The organism is Bacillus sp. FSL K6-3200 (assembly GCF_038630485.1).
GTDB classification, from domain to species: domain Bacteria; phylum Bacillota; class Bacilli; order Bacillales; family Bacillaceae; genus Bacillus; species Bacillus safensis.
Genome location: NZ_CP152032.1, coordinates 2,471,544 through 2,489,905, shown reverse-complemented (window position 1 = coordinate 2,489,905; position 18,362 = coordinate 2,471,544). Strand labels below are relative to the sequence as shown.

Here is an 18,362-nt window from a genome sequence, read left to right as displayed (position 1 = left end):
CCGCTTTTTTGCTTTGCGGGGGTGTTCCTATTGATCATTTTGATTTTTTAAAGGAAGCTTCATATTCTTCTATGATTTTATTCCCACCATTTGATTTCCACTTCTCTACATCTTTCTTAAATTGATCTTCACTGATGTCTCCAAGAATGAACTTATACGTCGCATCATCGATGATTTTCTTCAGTTCGTTTCCACGCTCTGATGCTGTTTCTGAATACAGGCTTTCAGCAGGATTGGCAACGATGATGTTTTGATTGTCTTCTTCCAGCTCTTCATATTTAGAACGAACTGCATCCCCTTTATTTTTCAAGTAACGTTTATCAATGCCCACAAGACTGACAAGTGGCTGTACATCTGTCTGCCAGCCTTTCACTTGGCTTTCTTCTCTGACAAATGTATTCCCTTCTTCTTTCTTATAATGCTGGCCATCTATACCGTACGTCATGAGACCATATACATCTTCTTCGGCAATGCGATCAAAGAAGGCCAAAATTCGCTTTAATTCCGCCTCTGATTTCACACTTGTTTTAGGGAATGCGAAGATGCCATTATGACCACCAGATGCCCACACACGTTCTTTGCCATCTGGGCCTTTGATTCGGTTGATAATATCTACTTTCATGTTTTTATCTGTCGCATCATCTCTCAGGTTCACGGCATCTACCATATTTCCAACATAGATGCCTGCTTTTCCTTGTGAGAATAATTCCTGCTGCTGTGTTTTGCTTGTCACTGGGAAGTCTTTATTGATATAGCCATTGTCACGCAGCTTTTTCATGTATTTCATTGTATTCATGTACTCATTTGTCATAAAGTCCGGCGTGAATTTCCCGTTTTCTTCTTTCCAGTCTGTTGGCATTCCTTCATATGAACCAAGTGTCTTAAATGCACCATAAATTAAATCGTTACGATCCGTAAAACCAATTGTATCGGCTTTTCCGTTTTGATTCGGGTCTTTTTCAGTAAAGGCTTTGGCTACTTCATACAAATCATCCAATGTTTTTGGTGTATCCAAATTTAAATTTTCAAGCCAATCCTTTCGAATGACAATCCCTTGTCTTGAAAGTGGTCTTTCTCTATAGATCCCATAAAGCTTACCGTCTATAGAAGCGTTTTTATTAATCAGTTCGTTCATCTTACTTAAATTTGGATAATCCTTTAAATACGGACCGACTTCCCAGAACATACCTGATCTGAACGCATTAATCGCAGACGAATTTTTAATGTCTTGAATCGTCACAATTTGCGGCAAATTCCCTGCTGCAAGTGCGGAATTTAAACGGTCTTCCTTCACAGCATCAGGCACCCATGTAATATCAAGCTCTGTATTTGTGAGCTTCTCAATCTCTTTTAAAACGGAATCCTTCGGCGGCTGCTGATGATATAAAATCGCCATCCATGTCAGCTTTACCTTTTTGTCTAGATCAACCTTCTCATCTGATGAGTTTGCCCCTTTACTTGAACATGCTGACAGAATACCGCTTGCTGCAAATAACAGGACAAACGCAATCAGCCATAATTTCTTTCTCCCCATAAGATCCCTCCGTTGTTCCATCTTTTTAACCCTTTACAGAACCTAGTAATGCCCCTTTATTGAAATGCTTTTGAATAAATGGATAGACAAGCAGAACCGGAATGGTTGCCACAACAATGACAGCCATTTTAATCGTCTGGTCTGGCGGTGGTGTCGATGAGCCCATATCCGACATATCTCCCTGCATTCCGCTTGAGACAATGACAATCTGTCTCAGCAGCACCTGAATCGGCCACTTCACTGAATCATTTAAATACAGAATGGCAGTCATATACGTATTCCAATACGTCACGGCATAAAAGAGTGAAATGGTTGCAATGGCTGGCAAAGAAAGTGGGAGCACAATTTTAAAGAAAATCCCTAAATCGTTACAGCCGTCCATCTTCGCTGATTCCTCAAGGCTTGCCGGTATGTTTTGAAAGAAGTTCTTCAAAATGATTAAGTTGAACGCATTGATTGCAACCGGTAGAATAAGTGACCAATACGTATCAAGCAGACCAAGTGTTTTCACCACAATAAACGTCGGAATCATACCTCCGCTAAACAGCATCGTGAAAACAACGAGAAACATTAGTGTTCTCCGGCCTTTTAGCTCCTGACGAGACAGCCCGTATGCCATAAGCGAGGACAAAAACATGCTGACAGCTGTTCCAACGAGCGTCACAAGAATGGACACAATGAGGCTGCGATACACAATATCTGTAGAGAAAATGTATCGATATGCCTCTAGAGAAAACGTCGTCGGGAACAAGATAAATTTCTTCGTGATGACCTCTTCTACTGTTGCAAAAGAGGCGGCAATGACATGGATGAACGGAAGCACACATATTAATGCGAACATGAGTAGAAAAGAGTAATTAAATAAATTGAACAATCGGCCTTTAATAGAACGATCTATGTTCATCACACCCTTCCTTTGTAAGCGTTATCATTTCGTCTGTAACTAAGCTGCAGCCTGTGACGATATCGTGATTAAAATGTAACAAACAGGGGAAGAAAGCGTCTATAATCATCTTGACAGACCAACTGGATAGATCATGTCAGCCGTGCTTTTATGCTCATGAAACAAAAGAATAAGATCATTAGCTCATGACATGATTATGCCCTATGCCTGATCATTTTCTCCGAGGATTTCCGTCGTATTGACATCTGGTTTGTAGCCTAACTCCTGTTTCGTTTTCTCAGTAGACCACGGCTTTTCTTCATTCTCTGATACAGCATAATAGGTCCCAAAGGGAATATCCGATTCAATCGCTGCCTTTATCATACCTGTAAGATCCTCATGTGACAGTAGTGTTCTTTTTGTTCTTTGTTTTTTGTGTAATGTTTTCATCTCATCTGTTACAACTGTTCCAATCCTTAAATTGATAACAGACATACCCGTTTGATCGTGGAACAAATGCCCTAGCTGTTCGGAAGCAAATTTTAAAATGCCATAGACATTTTTAGTCGCAGGCACATCGTCAATTGTAATCTGCCGTCCAAGTAAGGAACGTCCATCCTCTTCATAACGATCCGTCACATGGTTGCTGCTTGCAAAAATGACTTTTCGTATGCCAAGCCGCGCGGCTGAACGAAACATATAATAGGTACTCCTCCAAAAAATATCAGTCATTTTTGCAAATTCTTCATGATCCATCACATCATGCGTCATGTCCATGTTTAGAAGATGCAAGATGACATCTGTATCCCGCGGAATCGCCTCATATACATTCTGTTCATTCGCTGCATCGGCTAAAATGACTTCTTCTACACAGCTCGTTTGATCAATGATCGTGACGCTGTACTCAGCAGAGAGTGCTTTTGTTAAAAGACGGCCAATCACACCGCATCCGCCAATGATGGTGATTTTTTTCATCTGTCTCCTCCTTTCTTCTGACGTAGTATGTCCAAGCGTTTCTTGATTACAGCCACTTTTTCAAAAATCGTGTCGCCTCGTGACGCATAGCGGCTGTTTCAAAATGACCTGCATGAAGACGGGCAAGCTGATATCGTTCTTTCAATGAAGCAGCGTCATAGGTTTGACTCAATACCTTTTGAATCCTTCCAACGCCTTCAGCAGGCGTGAGCTGATCAAGTTTTCCAACTAAGCTTAAATGCGGTCTTGGAAAAATCATTTCTTGAATGTCCGCTGCTGTAAAATGCTTCGCTAAGCTCGGTACATAGTAATAAAAGCCATGTCTGTCCAAATTGTTCGTTTCAATTAATGTATGATGATCCACCTGTGCGCAAAGATCAATACACACACTGACCCTCTCATCAAGCGCAGCCGTCCACCAGGAAAGGAGACCGCCCATCGACATTCCAAAGACAGCTAACCGGTCCGCCAGCACATCAGATCGAGACAGCAAATAATCGATTGCACACATGCTTTCATACAGCATCATGCCCCACATCACTTTTCCTGTTAAAAGCATTTCCTTAAAAATTTCACTTTCTGTTCTTCCTCTTCTCTCACCAAACCCTGCATGATCAATGGCGAGTACACTATATCCTTTAGACGTAAACTCTTTTGCATATGAAGGCGTTTGCAAATAATGAGCACCTTTTAACAGCTCTTCCTTCCCATTCACATAATTCCCGCCATGAGAGTGCTGGAACAGTACTACGGGTCTTTTTTTCACTGTATCCTTCGGTTTCACAAAATAAGCAGGGACTTCCTCTACACCATTCATGGAGAGAATCAGTGTTTCCACTACATATGATTCACGTTCCTCCATTTTTAACGTATAAGCCTCCACGCGATGACGTTCTGGCATTTCTCCTAACAGACTGAGCAGTTGTTCACGTTTGCTTTTCTTTTCCATTGACGTCACTCCTCATTTTCTTGATCACCTGTTAAAATACGAGACCGATGCAGGAATCACCTTGTTTTCGACAAAATTATGTCCCGGGAAATAAAGAACACCCACCGGTTCATACCGATGGGTGTGATCATTAGTTCGCAACAATATTGACAAGCTTCCCAGGAACCGCAATTACTTTACGAATGGTCTTCCCTTCAAGCTGTTCTTTTACGCGTGCATCATTTTTCGCGAGCTCTTCTAACTGCTCCCTTGTTGCATCAGCAGGAACGGTTAATTTTGCTTTCACTTTACCGTTAAGCTGTACGACAATTTCTACTTCATCGTCGACAAGCTTTGACTCATCATATTGTGGCCATGCTTCATAAGAAATGGACCCTTCATGACCGAGTTTATTCCAAAGCTCTTCTGCTAAATGCGGTGCAATTGGAGAAAGAAGCTTCACAAAGCCTTCTGCATATTCTTTCGGCAGTGTATCAGCCTTATAGGCGTCGTTGATAAACACCATTAATTGTGAAATGCCTGTATTGAAACGCAAGCCTTCATAATGATCCGTTACCTTCATGACTGTTTCATGATAGCTGCGTTCTAATGCGCCGCCAGATTGCTCTGTCACTTTATCGCTGAGTGAGCCATCTTCATTTGTAAATAGTCGCCATACACGATCAAGGAAACGACGAGCGCCATCAAGTCCTGTTTCAGACCAAGCAATTGACGCATCTAAAGGTCCCATGAACATTTCATAAAGTCGTAATGTATCCGCACCATGAGATTCTACGATATCATCTGGGTTGACAACATTTCCTTTTGACTTACTCATTTTTTCATTATTTTCCCCAAGAATCATGCCTTGGTTGAACAATTTCATGAAAGGTTCTTTTGTTGGAACAACACCGATATCATAAAGGAACTTATGCCAGAAGCGTGCATATAAAAGATGCAGTACAGCATGTTCTGCTCCGCCGATATACACATCAACTGGAAGCCATTTCTTTAGCTTCTCAGGAGATGCAAGCTCTTCTGAGTTATGAGGATCAATATAACGTAAGAAATACCAGCAGCTGCCTGCCCATTGCGGCATTGTATTCGTTTCGCGGCGGCCTTTCTTACCTGTTACAGGATCTACAACCTCAACCCAGTCTTTAATATTGGCTAATGGTGATTCACCTGTTCCACTTGGCTTAATCTCAGTCGTCTTAGGCAAGATCAGTGGAAGCTCTTCTTCTGAAACAGCTGAAGATGTTCCGTCCTCCCAATGAATGATTGGAATCGGCTCACCCCAGTAGCGCTGACGGCTGAACAGCCAGTCTCTTAAACGATATGTGACTTTCTTTTCACCTTTTTGATGTTCTTCAAGCCATGCAATCGCTTTTTCAATCGCTTCTTCTTTTCCTAAGCCATTTAGGAAATCAGAGTTAATGTGCTTTCCATCACCTGTGTAGGCTTCTTTTTCGATGTCTCCGCCTTCTACAACTTCTTTGATTGGAAGGTCAAAAGTTTTAGCGAATTCATAATCGCGTTCATCATGAGCAGGAACCGCCATAATAGCTCCAGTTCCATAAGTCGCCAGCACGTAATCGGCAATCCAGATCGGCATCTTTTCACCATTTAAAGGATTGATGGCATACGCTCCTGTGAAAATACCCGTCTTCGTTTTAGCAAGATCTGTCCGCTCTAGATCGCTCTTTGATTGAATCTCTTTGATATACGCTTCAACAGCTTCTTTTTGAGCATCTGATGTAATTTTTTCAACAAGTGCATGTTCTGGTGCAAGCACCGCATATGTTGCGCCAAATAGTGTATCAGGACGCGTTGTAAAAACCGTAAACTGCTCGTCATGACCTTCTACTTCAAAATGAACGTGCGCACCTTCAGAGCGTCCGATCCAGTTGCGCTGCATATCTTTGATGCTTTCAGGCCAATCAATGTCCTCTAAATCTTCTAACAGCCTGTCCGCATATGCCGTAATCTTTAGCATCCATTGCTTCATAGGACGTCTTTCAACAGGATGCCCTCCGCGTTCACTTTTTCCATCAATGACTTCTTCATTTGCAAGCACTGTGCCAAGCGCTGGGCACCAGTTCACTGGTACTTCATCGATATAGGCCAATCCTTTTTCATACAATTTTAAGAAAATCCATTGTGTCCATTTGTAGTAATTCGGATCTGTCGTGTTAATTTCTCGATCCCAATCATACGAGAACCCTAGTGATTGAATTTGGCGGCGGAAGTTATTGATGTTCTCTTCTGTAAAGGCCGCCGGATCATTTCCTGTATCAAGTGCATACTGTTCTGCTGGGAGACCAAATGCGTCCCATCCCATTGGATGAAGAACATCATATCCCTGCATGCGTTTCATGCGTGATAAAATATCCGTTGCTGTATAGCCCTCAGGGTGCCCGACATGAAGCCCTGCTCCTGATGGATATGGAAACATATCAAGTGCATAAAACTTCGGTTTATCTTCCGAGTCAGATGTGGCGAATGTTTTATGTGTCAGCCAATAATCCTGCCACTTCTTTTCAATTTCCCGATGCTGAAAACTCAATGTGAAAACCTCCTTTAATATGTACGGCTTTATCTGCTTAGATGACCACTGCAAGAATTCAGATTTTTCTAAAATCAACAAAAAACCCTCATCCCTGGAAAGGGACGAGAGATTTTTTGGTTCCCGCGGTACCACCCTTGTTAGCGTAACATGCTGTTCGTACGCTCACTTAATATCTTTAACGCAGACATGCGACAGAAGCTTTAACGCAACTGCAACTCTGAGGCGAGTTCAGAAGCAGATTTGATTGACTTTCACCAGCCGTCAATTCTCTAAAGACAAATACTGCTTTCCTACTACTCCTCTTCACTGTTCTTATCGTAACCGTCATCTAAGTAGTATTTTATAGAATTATGATCATAAGTGCAAGCAGGTTTGTATACAATGGGAATGTACCCTAGACTAGGGTAAAGTGAGGATATTATTCGTGTGGAGATCGGTTATGACGGTTGGAGCCTGCATCCTGTGAACGTTCTTCTCTCACAAAATCGAAGCTTCGCAGAACTGCTTCTCCTCCGTAACCTGAAATAATGGATAAGATGATCAAGTGCAGACTAGATTCGGGATTTGAGGATAAGACAAGCAGTGTAGCGGCAATCATCCCAACGAGCCAATCTTCAATAAACCCTAGATAAATAAACTTTTTTGTCATTCTGGGCTTCTCTAGCCTGCCTTTTTTCTTTACGTGACCGAGAATGCCCATGACCCCTCCAATGGCGCAAGCAATAATGACTTGTTGCAGCATTTTCATCACCTTCCTAAAGCCCTTAGAATAGTAAAGCGACTTCAGGCTGTCCAGCCCCCTGTAATGCCATTCTGCTGTTCCGTCATAATCCATGTAAAAGGTCTATTCTCTCTAACGAAGAAAAAAAGCTTGTTTCTTCCATTATATGTGAATGACCCAAGAACAATCTTGATGCATTGGAATCATTTTTACCTAATCCATATTAACTATTTTTGTCATTTTATGAATTATGAGCAATTGATTCCTTCTTTTTCTAATGAAAAGTCTCCTTACTTACTCTATTCTAATGGAGGACAAACTATGATGACAAATTTAACAAAGCGTTTGCAATCGTTGAAACAGAACATATGTTATGTTACGTTTATAAGGATTCATTTGGTTGAAAAGATAACCATTTGATATGTCTTATCGTAGCAGTAAAGGAGGGTAATATGGTCAGCTCGAACATCTTCGGCTTGCAAAAACAGCTTGAACTCATCAAAAAAGCGCTGGATCATGCGCGGATCGGTGTTGTCATTACAGACCCTTCCTTAGAGGATAACCCTATCGTTTATGTGAATCATGGTTTTACACAAATGACTGGATACAAACCAGATGAGATTCTTGGGCGTAATTGTCGATTCCTTCAAGGAAAAGACACAGATCAAAAGCAGCTTGCTTTAATTCGTCATGGAATTCAGAACAAAACACCTATTACCACACAGCTAAAAAATTATAAAAAAGACGGCACTTTTTTTTGGAATGAACTCAATATAGATCCTCTATACATTGAACAAGATGACAAAACGTTTTTCATTGGTTTTCAAAAGGATATTACGAAACAGAAAGAATATGAACAGCTCCTAGAAGATTCCTTACAGGAAGTCACCTCTCTTTCGACGCCAATCGTCCCAATCAAAAATGGTGTATCTGCCCTTCCGCTTATCGGAAAATTATCTGAAGAACGCTTTGATGCCATTGTCGCTAAGTTAACTTGTATATTAGATGATTCAAAGGATGATTATTTAATTGTCGACCTTTCTGGTTTAATCGATGTCGATGATTCCGTTGCAGCACGTATTTTCAAACTGCATCATCTCCTCAATTTAACTGGAACCGAACTGATCATCACTGGGATTAAGCCGCAGCTTGCGATGAAAATGAAAGACCTGGATACAGATTTCCAGAATACGATCACTTATTTGACAGTAAAAGAAGCCATAAAAGGATTACCATTAGCTGAAAACCCTGTGTAAACAGGGTTTTTTTATTTGAACCGGTCCCCAAAATGGAAAAATGAGGTATGATAGGGTTAAATAGCGATTTAGGGGGGGCTGCTAGATATGATGTTACTCATCATAGGGCTTTTATGTGTTTGTTTTGCCATCGGATATGCCGTCAATTTCTTCTTACTCAAACGCAAGAACGAGCTGATTTTTTCAAAGAAACTATTTTATCCTTTTTTGATCATTGGCCTTGTCTTTTCCATTATGTCATTACCGTTTGCTAGTGCAAATGCGCCAAAGGCACAAGCCGATCCATCTTCCGAACAGCTTTTAAAGGATCAAAAGGAGCTCTCAGCTGACATTTCGAGCTTAAAAGCTGATAAAGAGTCGCTTACCTCCTCTTTAGAAGACGCGGAGAAGGAAAAAGAAAAGCTGGAAAAAAAGCTAGAAACCATCACCTCAGAAAAAGATACGGTCAAACAGCAAGAAAAGACCATTCAATCGCTTGAAGAGAAAATAGACAAGCTCACCTCCAGCAATGAAACACTCAAACAAGAAAACAAGAATAATAGCAGTGATACGAAGTCTTCCACCGTCCAGCGCTCTGCTCCTAAAGATGAAGGAAAAAGCACAGGCGGTCATGAATCTCAAAAGGAAACAAAAAAAGAATCAGCTGCCTGTAACATTAAAGGGAGTGTCAACGGCATTTATCACACACCGAGCAGCAGATACTACTCTAGAACAAAACATGTAACCAAAATGTTCTGCTCTGTAGAAGAGGCAGAGCGTGCCGGATACAGGGCACCTAAGCAATAGCGATGTTTATTTAAGATAAAAAAGAACCTCCTGTGCGCCCGATCGGGTTTCCAGGAGGTTCTTTTTTTAGATTTCTCTTCTTAAAGCTGCTAATACATTCGTTTTTGTTGCCTTACGTGCCGGGTTAAGCCCTGAGATGATCGCTACCCCTGCGCTGATCACTGTCGCTGTAATGACAAGGCTGAGTGGAATATAGGAAAAAGTAATCGAGAATTGATCGCTTGATCCTCCCTCAGACATGGACGACAAAATGGCTGGGATGATCAAATTAACGGCGAAACTAATCAAATATGAGATGATAATACCGATGATTGATCCGATTACTCCAATATAAGCACTTTCCATTAGGAACATTCGCTTGATAATGGATGGATTCGCGCCAATGGCTTTCATAATCCCAATCTCTTGTGTTCGCTCTGTTACCGCCATGGTCATCGTATTGAAAATTCCGATGGCAGAAATAATGACTGCAATACATCCGACAAAAATGAGTCCAATTTTGAAGACCGTAAAGAACATATCCATTCCTTCAAGCTGGTTCGTCACAGAGATGACTTGATAGCCCTCATCTGTTAGTTTATCCGTGAGCGTACCGACATTGTCGAATTTATCTGCATAAACAGAAGTCATTTTCTCGACATTTCCTGCTTCAGGAGACAGGTCGAGTATTTGACCAAATTCTTTTTCATAAGCATTCGGAATCAGAATTTTATGATCCTCCTGCCACTCCAAATTCGGCTTTTTCAAAACACCTACTACACGGAAATCAAATGTTTTTTCTTTAACGACTTCACCTTCTTCATTTAGTTTTGGCACTTTGATTTGAATTACTTTATTTAAAATATCCTTCGTGTAGCCTTTAGGCTCCTTCGGTGTTTCTTCCCCATTTGACGTCTGGTTTAATTCTTTTTCATAGGCTTCGCGTTCTTTTTTTGTCCACAGTTGCTGCGCCATATGATACCCGACCACAATTTCGTTCGCTGATGTTGGAACTTTTCCTCGGTCTAGTTCAAGCCCTGCTTCTTTTTCCTCTTTCATATCAGTCAAAGCAGCCTGCGTTTCACTTGAACGGTCATCGAGCTCGACGTTAACCGATGGATTGATCGCCGTTCTTGAGACGACAGATTTCACATGATCATATTTCTTTAAATCATCAATCTTAACGTCTCCTTTTTCTTTTCCTAACACTTTAATTTCTGTGATGATTTGCTGCTTCATGATTTCATCTTGAGCTGATTTTTGCAGGCCAAAACCGACAGACGCTAGAACGATTAAGAAAGAGCATGCCATTGTCGTCGCAAGAATGGTCATAAACACACGCAATCTATTTTTCTTCATATTTCTTCTAATGAATTTGACCTGATCTCTAAATTTCAATGGATTGTTCCCCTTTCTTTAATACACCATCGTGAAGCTGGAACGTTGTGTCTGCGATTGAAGCCACTTCATCGTCATGTGTAATGATGACAAATGTAATTCCTTTTTCACGATTGAGCTGCTGGATAAAGGCTAGAATTTCTCCTTCAGTTTCTGAATCCAGACTACCTGTTGGTTCATCCGCTAAAATAATAGATGGATTTAAAATCAAGGCTCTTGCAATACTCACACGCTGCTGCTGTCCGCCTGACAGCTCATTTGGGTAATGTCCTGCGTGATGTTCAAGTCCGACTCGTTTCAGCATTTCTTTTACTTTTGCCTTTCGTTCAGACGGCTTCACACCTTTTAAAGTGAGCGGAAGTTCAACATTCTCATACGTTGTTAAGCTCCCGATCAATTGAAAGCTTTGAAAGATAAAGCCAAAGTGGTCTAAGCGAAAGTCTGCCCATTCTTTTTCATTAAAGCCGGTCACATCGGTGCCATCAATGACAATTTGTCCGCTCGTTGGCGTAATATAGCCCGATATTAAGTTCAATAAGGTGGATTTCCCCGAACCACTTCGTCCCACAATACAAGCAATATCGCCTCTTTTGATGGACAGGTCAATCCCTTTCAGCACAGGAATTTCATTTTCCCTGCCTTTTTTACCAATTTTAAATACATGATCTAATGCTTGAATCTGAATCATCTCTACTCCCCTGCTCTCTGTTTATCTTTTTCTATAGATTAAGAAATAACTCGTTAAGGCGCCTACGACTCCACCGATGAGCATGCCAGCGATATAACCAAATATGGAATTATCTGAAGCAAATCCAAACCACCCAAACCCTAGAACACCGAAGACAATGACCATAATCTGAATCGGTCTATCCATATTTGAGTAAAGGAAGAAGCGGCCATTTCTTTCAATTGGATGTTTTATAAAACTAATTAAGCCAATTAGATAGAACAGAACCATCATGACAATAGGTATAATGAATTCTTCACCCGTGAACCAATAAGGATAATCGGGTTGGAAAGGGTGCATTGTAATATAAGTAATTGGAGACATAGGCACTAACAAATACGTGAAGCTCTTATCTACCCAACTACCACTTGTCTTGATGATAATATCTAAATGAAGAAGCGGTAATCCGATCACTAAAAAGGGTAAAAAAGCTGTGCTGAACCCAACAATTGCTTGTGAAATGGAACTTCCAGTTAAAGTACCCGCTGCAAAAAATAAACTATAAAACATCAAGGAGGTTACAAGCGAAATGACATAACCGTTATGAAAACCAGATGTTTCCATTGGATTAAGTCCTAAAATAAGTAAATAAGTAAGAACAAAAGAAATGGCATGAACGACTGCAATGATTCCAGCACCTAAGAAAAACTTTGTGTGATAAATTGCACTTCTACTAAATGGTAAAGATAAGGTAAAGTCCATATGCCCTTTATTTCTCTCAAATCCAAGCTGAATGACAGCAAAGAAGAACCCCATTAACCAAGAAAGGGAGAGAAAAGCATCTGTATTAAAGAAATATGAAAAACGCGGTGAATTGACAATACACCCAGTATCGTTTAGACACGATTGAAAAGAAGAATAATCCATTAAAAATGCGAAGGGCGTCGCAAGCGCAGCAACAAGCATCACTAAAATGAATGTCAGCTCTGATTGCTTCCACTCCTTATATAATAATTGCCGCTTTACCATCTGCGTTTCCCTCCAAACTTCGCAATGAACACTTCTTCTAAATTCACAGGCAGTTCATGCCATACTTTTGGTTTCAGTGACTTCAAATACTCTTTAGCCTCTACGTCGGTTTTTAGAACAAGCGCTGTATAGAAAACGCCCGCTTGATCCAAAATCGCCACGCCATTTTTTCGAATACTTAAGTTCATATCTTCTTCAAAGGCCATTTGGATTTTGACATAGTCATTCTTTAATTCATCTAAATCCATGACACTTGTGAGCTGATTTCCTTCTAAAAATCCAATTCGATTACACATGCGCTCAATATCCTCTAAGCGGTGAGATGTAATTAAAATCGTTGTTTGTCGTTCTGCCACCTCGTCAATCATCAGCTGAAGAACGTCATTTCTTGTGACGGCATCAATTCCATCAGTCGGCTCATCTAATAAAATGACCGCTGGTTTGATGGCAAAGCTTAAAATTAATGACAGCTGTTTCTTTAACCCTGTCGACAATTCACGATACTTCACTTTTTCCGGAATTTCATAGCGGTTCACAAGCTCATTGGCATAGGTCACGTCAAACTTTGGATAAATATGCTTTAACAGCTGGACAAGCTGTCCGTAATTGTATCTGTCAAAGTAAGGATTCACGACCGGCATGTATACAATATTTTGCTTTACTAAAGGGTGGTCTCTCACCAGTACGTCTTTAAAATAAATCTCTCCTTCATCTGGAAGAAGAATTTGCTGAATCAATCTGAGAAGTGTCGTTTTCCCAGAGCCATTACGGCCAAGCAGACCGAAGATCTCACCTTCGCCTATTTTGAAGGAAACGTCGCTGAGTACTTCGCGTCCATTTAATTTCTTCGATACATTTCTGACCTCAATCAACTTGTTTTCCTCCTTTTAGACTTGAGCCGATCTCTTCTAGCCATTCCTTGAGCTGATGAATATCAATACCAGCATGATGGGCTTCTATGATGAGTTGTCTTAACTGTTCTTTCACCTGGAGCACCTTCCCTTCATTCAGCTTTAACTGAGCACCTTCTGTTACATACGTACCGCGGCCCCGCAGAGTTTCAATAATCCCTTCCCGCTCAAGCTCTTTATACGCTTTACTGACGGTGTTTGGGTTGGCAATGATAATGGTGGCGAGCTCTCTAACAGAGGGCAGTTTGTCACCAGGCTTCATCACGCCTTTTAAACATAAAATTTTGAGCTGCTCAATGATTTGTTCATATATTGGCGCAGCGCTTCTTGGATCTATTTGAATCATGATGACTCCCTCTTTCCTCATTCATGCTTTTGCAGTCCTATCGCTTGTTCATGTCCTTGCATTAAAGGAACTGAATTGGGTATCAAATCTTTTTGAACTTCAAAACCAATGAAAACGAGAACGAAAAAAAATGTACATGCTAACGCAACAGCCAGCACCATCCACTTCAAATTAATTGGCTTTTTTTCTTTTTTCATGGTTGAACACCTTTCTTCACTTTTTAAGTGTCTATAGTGTATTAATTGATGTAGTACACTTAATACAATATAGACACCCAACATAAAAGTCAATAACTTATTAAAAAAATAAAAAACAGACCCTTAAAAGAAGGATCTGTTCATCATTCATTATCGTAAGAAATCCCTAAAATCATTTGATTTTGCAAGCTCTGAATTTGAACACGCGCCCTGTCTAATCGTTCTCTTTGCTGGTCATTGGCGACATCTTTTAATTTTTCTAATTCGTTGACCGTATTCTCAAGCATGAGCTGTGCTTTAGAAAACTCTTCCTCATTATAATGTTCCTGACGTGAGCTTAAATCAAATTGTTCATTTGCAAACTCAAGGGTTTCAGTACTTTTTTGGATAAATTCATCGATCGACTGCCTTGTTGCCATCTTACATTCCCTCCATTTCATCATTGCTCCCGCCTATTTTGCCCATGTAAAGCTTTTTCACTAAAGAAAATGTTGGACAGATTCAATTGTCCTCCTTCGTGATTTTTGTTAAACTTTAAGGATGCCTATTATTATGCAAGGAGGTTACTGACTTGGATCAGCATAACCCTTTTTTATATTCAAACAGCGAAAAACGTTATCACACATGGAATTATCATTTGCGTGAACACTTTGGTCATAAAGTATTTAAAGTAGCCTTAGACGGCGGCTTTGACTGTCCAAACCGTGATGGTACTGTAGCCCACGGCGGCTGTACATTTTGCAGTGCCGCTGGATCTGGTGATTTTGCAGGAAACCGGGCTGATGATCTTATCACTCAATTTAACGAAATCAAAGACCGGATGCATACAAAATGGAAAGACGGAAAATACATGGCGTATTTTCAGGCGTATACAAACACACACGCGCCGCTTCCTGTCCTAAAAGAAAAATATGAAACCGTCATGAATTTGGATGGCGTCGTAGGTCTATCCATTGCAACAAGACCTGACTGTCTACCGGATGACGTAGTGGAGTACTTAGCCGAATTAAACGAGCGCACTTACCTGTGGGTAGAGCTTGGTCTTCAAACGGTACACGAACGGACAGCTATGCTCATTAACCGTGCTCATGATTATGAATGCTACGTTGAAGGTGTAGAAAAACTGCGAAAACACGGAATTCGTGTCTGCTCGCATATCATCAACGGATTGCCTCTTGAAAATCGGGACATGATGATGGAAACAGCAAAAGCTGTTGCGGATTTAGATGTGCAAGGAATTAAAATTCATTTGCTTCACCTTTTAAAAGGAACCCCAATGGTCAAGCAATATGAAAAAGGAAAGCTTGAGTTTTTAAGCCAAGAGGAATATGTTCAGCTTGTTTGTGATCAGCTGGAGATCCTGCCGCCAGAAATGATAATTCACCGTATTACAGGCGACGGCCCAATTGAATTAATGGTTGGTCCGATGTGGAGTGTAAACAAGTGGGAAGTGCTAAATGCCATTAATGCTGAGCTCGAAAGACGGAACAGCTACCAAGGGAAACGTTTCGTCAGATTGGAAGAAGCAGCCAAATGATTTTGAAACGCATGCTTCCTTTTAGTAAAGAGCTGTTAGAACGCGCGTGTCAAAAAGGTGACATCGTCATAGATGCAACAATGGGAAACGGCCACGATACACTCTATTTAGCTGACCTTGTAGGAACTGATGGACAAGTGTTTGCATTCGACGTGCAAGAGGAAGCCTTGCAGCAGACAAGCAAAAGGCTTGGCGATCAATATCCTTACGTTCACCTGATCCATGATGGACATGAAAAACTGGCGGATCATCTGCCGAAGGATGTTTATGGACATATATCTGGTGCAGTGTTTAACCTTGGGTATCTGCCTGGAGGCGACAAAGCCGTCACCACTCAGGCTCATACAACCATTGAAGCGATCAATCAACTCCTCGAATGGCTCAAAGCCGGAGGTCTGATCGTCCTTGTGATCTACCACGGACATCCCGAAGGTAAAAGAGAAAAAGAAGTGCTTCTCGACTATTGCAGATCACTGCCTCATGAAGAGGTACAAGTTTTATCATATCAATACATGAATATTCAAAACGACCCGCCTTTTGTGGTCGCTATTGAAAAAAAGCTAAAATGATGTGCATTTTAGCTTTTTTTCTTCTTTTCAGCGTGATAGAAAACCTTTGCAGCCCTAGGAACGGGCAAGCACCGGAACGGAGCGAATGTGACATTCGTGAGTACCGGCGCGCAGACCTGACACCGAATGCGAGGGTTTGTCTACACGCTGAAGCTCAAATCCTAATGGATTTGAGCTTTTTTATGATGATTTCATCCAAGGCATTTTCTGATAGGTCCGATAAGCTCTTCCGTTAATATAGAAAAAGAACGATGTTTTCCCGCTTGATTTGATGAGCCGTTTTGCCAGCTTGTTCATCTCTTTTTGGGCTGTCACTTTTTCATCGGACAAATAGACCGCCAGTAATCCTCTGTTAATCAATTTGTGAAAGTTTTCGTGCGGAATACCTTTCAGCTGCTCATCCGCTTTTTCGATAAAATGCTGAAGTCTATCCATCATCTCATGATGAGAATCATAGTATGAGCAAAAATTCAGATCTCCCCCAAGCCGGTCCTCTTCTTGGTCAATTAAATAATCGAGTAAAATGTGCAGACCTTGAATATAAGGGAAATAGCTTTCATAAATTTGCTTCGCCTGCTTTTCTGTAAAATCAGGCTGCAGCGCATACGCCACAAGACAGAATATCCCTAACGTTGATCCTGCACAAGCTGAAAACTCATACCATTCCATCTTCGGCAAATCCTTTTCATATTGGCGGAACCACGACTCTAGCCTTGGCACACGCTCATGAGGAACAACGTGCTTATGTACTTGCAGATCACTATAGTAATCACACAGCGTATGTAAATATGGCTGAATGATTGGATAATGCTCAAGGCGCGTAAGCACGTCTTGACATGTGCGGACAAGCGCATGTAAATATCCATGATCCTCTTGATCCTCACGGAATTGATAGTATGGCTTGAGCTCAGCATGAATATCAAGCGAATCTCTCATCGCTTGATGCAGCATATGAAAATCCTTTGGATCAAGCGACGTGCTGCGGTCACATAGATTATCTAAGTAATCACTGATGGTTTGGTACGCCACAATAAATTCAATACACGTTTCTTTCTCTTCACCTGCTAGAAGAGATAAAATGCCTCCGCCTTCACAGTGAAAAGTTTTACTAGATATGCTCGCTAGTGCCTGCGTTCTCAGTTCTTCATTTTCAATCAATTCTGCATGAGCCCGCCACTTTTTCAGCTCCTGATGAACAAGCGGAAAAATATCTTTATACACTTTTGTCATCAGTGCAAAAGGACGCTCTGGTACTGACAAATCACTCCACCCCCAACTTAAAGCTCACAATCAAATATATTGATCTGTAAAGGCTCTTGCCGCCTTAAACACATCTTCTCTTTCTGGTTCATTAAAAATTTCGTGATACAGCTCTTCCCATTCACGGTATGATTTATTGGTTGATTCTATGCCATTGAACCATTTGATCACCCTCGTTTTATCGACGATCTTATCATCACCCGCCTGCATTAAAAGGAGCGGGATCGATTTAAAGACATTCGTCGGCTGCATCGCCGCATCGATATTTTTGATCAGCTCTCGATACCAGCGAACCGACACCTTTGTCACGTAAAGAGAATCATTTGAGTCTGCCTCAATGACCGCCTGATTTCGTGTGGCTAGTTCAATCGACAGCCCTGATTCCACTTTAAAAGACGGTGCTAGCACATTTAGACCTTTTGACGCAAAATCCATCAGCTTCTTCGGTTTAAATTGCAGACCTAAACAAGGTGATGATAAAATAAGGCCATTCAACTTTGTATGGGTATACTGCTTCATCCACTCAATTGAAATGAGTCCACCCATACTGTGTCCAAGTAAAAAAGTAGGAAGCCTGAATGATTTCGCGTGTTCGATCCATTCATCGACTGTATCAATGTATTCTTGAAACGAACGAATGTGGCCTCGCGCACGTGTCGATGTTCCTTGCCCAGGCAAGTCACCCATGACGACGTGATAGCCTGCATTCCGCCACATTTCAATCAGCCATTTATATCGGCCGTGATATTCACTCGCACCATGTACAATCACAATTGTACCAACTGGTCTTTCAGCATGCCAAGTCCACAAAGTAAAC

Annotated in this window: 19 protein-coding genes and 1 other annotated feature; of the genes, 4 read left to right on the top strand and 15 right to left on the bottom strand. The window is 41.1% G+C overall.

Going from position 1 to position 18,362, the window contains the following annotated elements; all coding sequences use genetic code 11:
- Nucleotides 1–34: 34 nt before the first annotated feature.
- The 6 genes from MHI60_RS12700 to MHI60_RS12675 all read right to left on the bottom strand — a co-directional run bounded on the left by MHI60_RS12700 (nt 35) and on the right by MHI60_RS12675 (nt 7,637).
- Entirely contained in the window at nt 35–1,534 is a 1,500-nt protein-coding gene (locus MHI60_RS12700; protein WP_095409335.1) for an extracellular solute-binding protein, read from the bottom strand.
- A 25-nt stretch (nt 1,535–1,559) separates the two neighbouring features.
- On the bottom strand, nt 1,560–2,420 hold the full coding sequence (locus MHI60_RS12695; protein WP_087976618.1) for a carbohydrate ABC transporter permease: 861 nt from the start codon (nt 2,418–2,420) through the stop codon (nt 1,560–1,562).
- 219 nt (nt 2,421–2,639) lie between these two features.
- Nucleotides 2,640–3,392 (bottom strand): NAD(P)-dependent oxidoreductase, encoded by a 753-nt coding sequence (locus MHI60_RS12690; RefSeq protein ID WP_144485005.1) that lies wholly within the window; start codon nt 3,390–3,392, stop codon nt 2,640–2,642.
- Between the two features lie 46 nt (nt 3,393–3,438).
- Nucleotides 3,439–4,341: a dienelactone hydrolase family protein gene (locus tag MHI60_RS12685; protein WP_144485007.1), complete on the bottom strand. Its 903-nt coding sequence runs from the start codon at nt 4,339–4,341 to the stop codon at nt 3,439–3,441.
- Between the two features lie 130 nt (nt 4,342–4,471).
- A complete protein-coding gene (gene leuS, locus MHI60_RS12680; protein WP_142945692.1) occupies nt 4,472–6,886 on the bottom strand; it encodes a leucine--tRNA ligase in 2,415 nt (804 codons plus the stop codon).
- A 97-nt stretch (nt 6,887–6,983) separates the two neighbouring features.
- Nucleotides 6,984–7,205 (bottom strand) — a binding site (T-box leader).
- Between the two features lie 102 nt (nt 7,206–7,307).
- Complete coding sequence (locus MHI60_RS12675; protein ID WP_008343006.1) at nt 7,308–7,637, bottom strand: DUF4257 domain-containing protein; 330 nt, start codon at nt 7,635–7,637, stop codon at nt 7,308–7,310.
- Nucleotides 7,638–8,062: 425 nt separating this feature from the next.
- Between MHI60_RS12675 and MHI60_RS12670 the strand changes: the two genes are divergently transcribed.
- Both MHI60_RS12670 and MHI60_RS12665 read left to right on the top strand, forming a co-directional pair.
- Entirely contained in the window at nt 8,063–8,866 is an 804-nt protein-coding gene (locus tag MHI60_RS12670; RefSeq protein WP_048239145.1) for an STAS domain-containing protein, read from the top strand.
- A gap of 87 nt (nt 8,867–8,953) precedes the next feature.
- Complete coding sequence (locus tag MHI60_RS12665) at nt 8,954–9,652, top strand: hypothetical protein (protein WP_144485008.1); 699 nt, start codon at nt 8,954–8,956, stop codon at nt 9,650–9,652.
- A 66-nt stretch (nt 9,653–9,718) separates the two neighbouring features.
- On the opposite strand, the gene MHI60_RS12660 is transcribed toward MHI60_RS12665, so the two are convergent.
- From MHI60_RS12660 to MHI60_RS12630, 7 genes are all read right to left on the bottom strand, one after another.
- The gene (locus MHI60_RS12660; protein WP_144485010.1) at nt 9,719–11,029 is read right to left on the bottom strand and encodes an ABC transporter permease; all 1,311 of its coding nucleotides are present in this window, start codon (nt 11,027–11,029) and stop codon (nt 9,719–9,721) included.
- Entirely contained in the window at nt 11,019–11,717 is a 699-nt protein-coding gene (locus tag MHI60_RS12655) for an ABC transporter ATP-binding protein (RefSeq protein WP_095409340.1), read from the bottom strand. The genes MHI60_RS12660 and MHI60_RS12655 overlap by 11 nt, the downstream gene beginning before the upstream one ends.
- 21 nt (nt 11,718–11,738) lie before the next feature.
- A complete protein-coding gene (locus tag MHI60_RS12650) occupies nt 11,739–12,725 on the bottom strand; it encodes an ABC transporter permease subunit (RefSeq protein WP_095409341.1) in 987 nt (328 codons plus the stop codon).
- A complete protein-coding gene (locus MHI60_RS12645) occupies nt 12,719–13,597 on the bottom strand; it encodes an ABC transporter ATP-binding protein (RefSeq protein ID WP_048239150.1) in 879 nt (292 codons plus the stop codon). The genes MHI60_RS12650 and MHI60_RS12645 overlap by 7 nt, the downstream gene beginning before the upstream one ends.
- A complete protein-coding gene (locus MHI60_RS12640) occupies nt 13,590–13,982 on the bottom strand; it encodes a GntR family transcriptional regulator (protein ID WP_144471456.1) in 393 nt (130 codons plus the stop codon). The genes MHI60_RS12645 and MHI60_RS12640 overlap by 8 nt, the downstream gene beginning before the upstream one ends.
- 17 nt (nt 13,983–13,999) lie before the next feature.
- Nucleotides 14,000–14,179, bottom strand: coding sequence for a hypothetical protein (locus MHI60_RS12635; protein ID WP_039180825.1), 180 nt, complete (start codon nt 14,177–14,179; stop codon nt 14,000–14,002).
- Between the two features lie 143 nt (nt 14,180–14,322).
- Nucleotides 14,323–14,598, bottom strand: coding sequence for a YtzC family protein (locus MHI60_RS12630; protein ID WP_024424902.1), 276 nt, complete (start codon nt 14,596–14,598; stop codon nt 14,323–14,325).
- Nucleotides 14,599–14,750: 152 nt separating this feature from the next.
- Here MHI60_RS12630 and MHI60_RS12625 point away from each other — a divergent pair, with 152 nt between their 5' ends.
- Both MHI60_RS12625 and MHI60_RS12620 read left to right on the top strand, forming a co-directional pair.
- Nucleotides 14,751–15,716: a TIGR01212 family radical SAM protein gene (locus MHI60_RS12625; protein ID WP_017358356.1), complete on the top strand. Its 966-nt coding sequence runs from the start codon at nt 14,751–14,753 to the stop codon at nt 15,714–15,716.
- A complete protein-coding gene (locus MHI60_RS12620) occupies nt 15,713–16,285 on the top strand; it encodes a class I SAM-dependent methyltransferase (protein ID WP_111291867.1) in 573 nt (190 codons plus the stop codon). The genes MHI60_RS12625 and MHI60_RS12620 overlap by 4 nt, the downstream gene beginning before the upstream one ends.
- A gap of 180 nt (nt 16,286–16,465) precedes the next feature.
- Here MHI60_RS12620 and MHI60_RS12615 read toward each other — a convergent pair whose 3' ends face one another.
- A complete protein-coding gene (locus MHI60_RS12615) occupies nt 16,466–17,545 on the bottom strand; it encodes a tetraprenyl-beta-curcumene synthase family protein (RefSeq protein ID WP_144471458.1) in 1,080 nt (359 codons plus the stop codon).
- A gap of 30 nt (nt 17,546–17,575) precedes the next feature.
- Nucleotides 17,576–18,355 (bottom strand): alpha/beta hydrolase, encoded by a 780-nt coding sequence (locus tag MHI60_RS12610; protein ID WP_024424906.1) that lies wholly within the window; start codon nt 18,353–18,355, stop codon nt 17,576–17,578.
- Between the last annotated feature and the right edge of the window lie 7 nt (nt 18,356–18,362).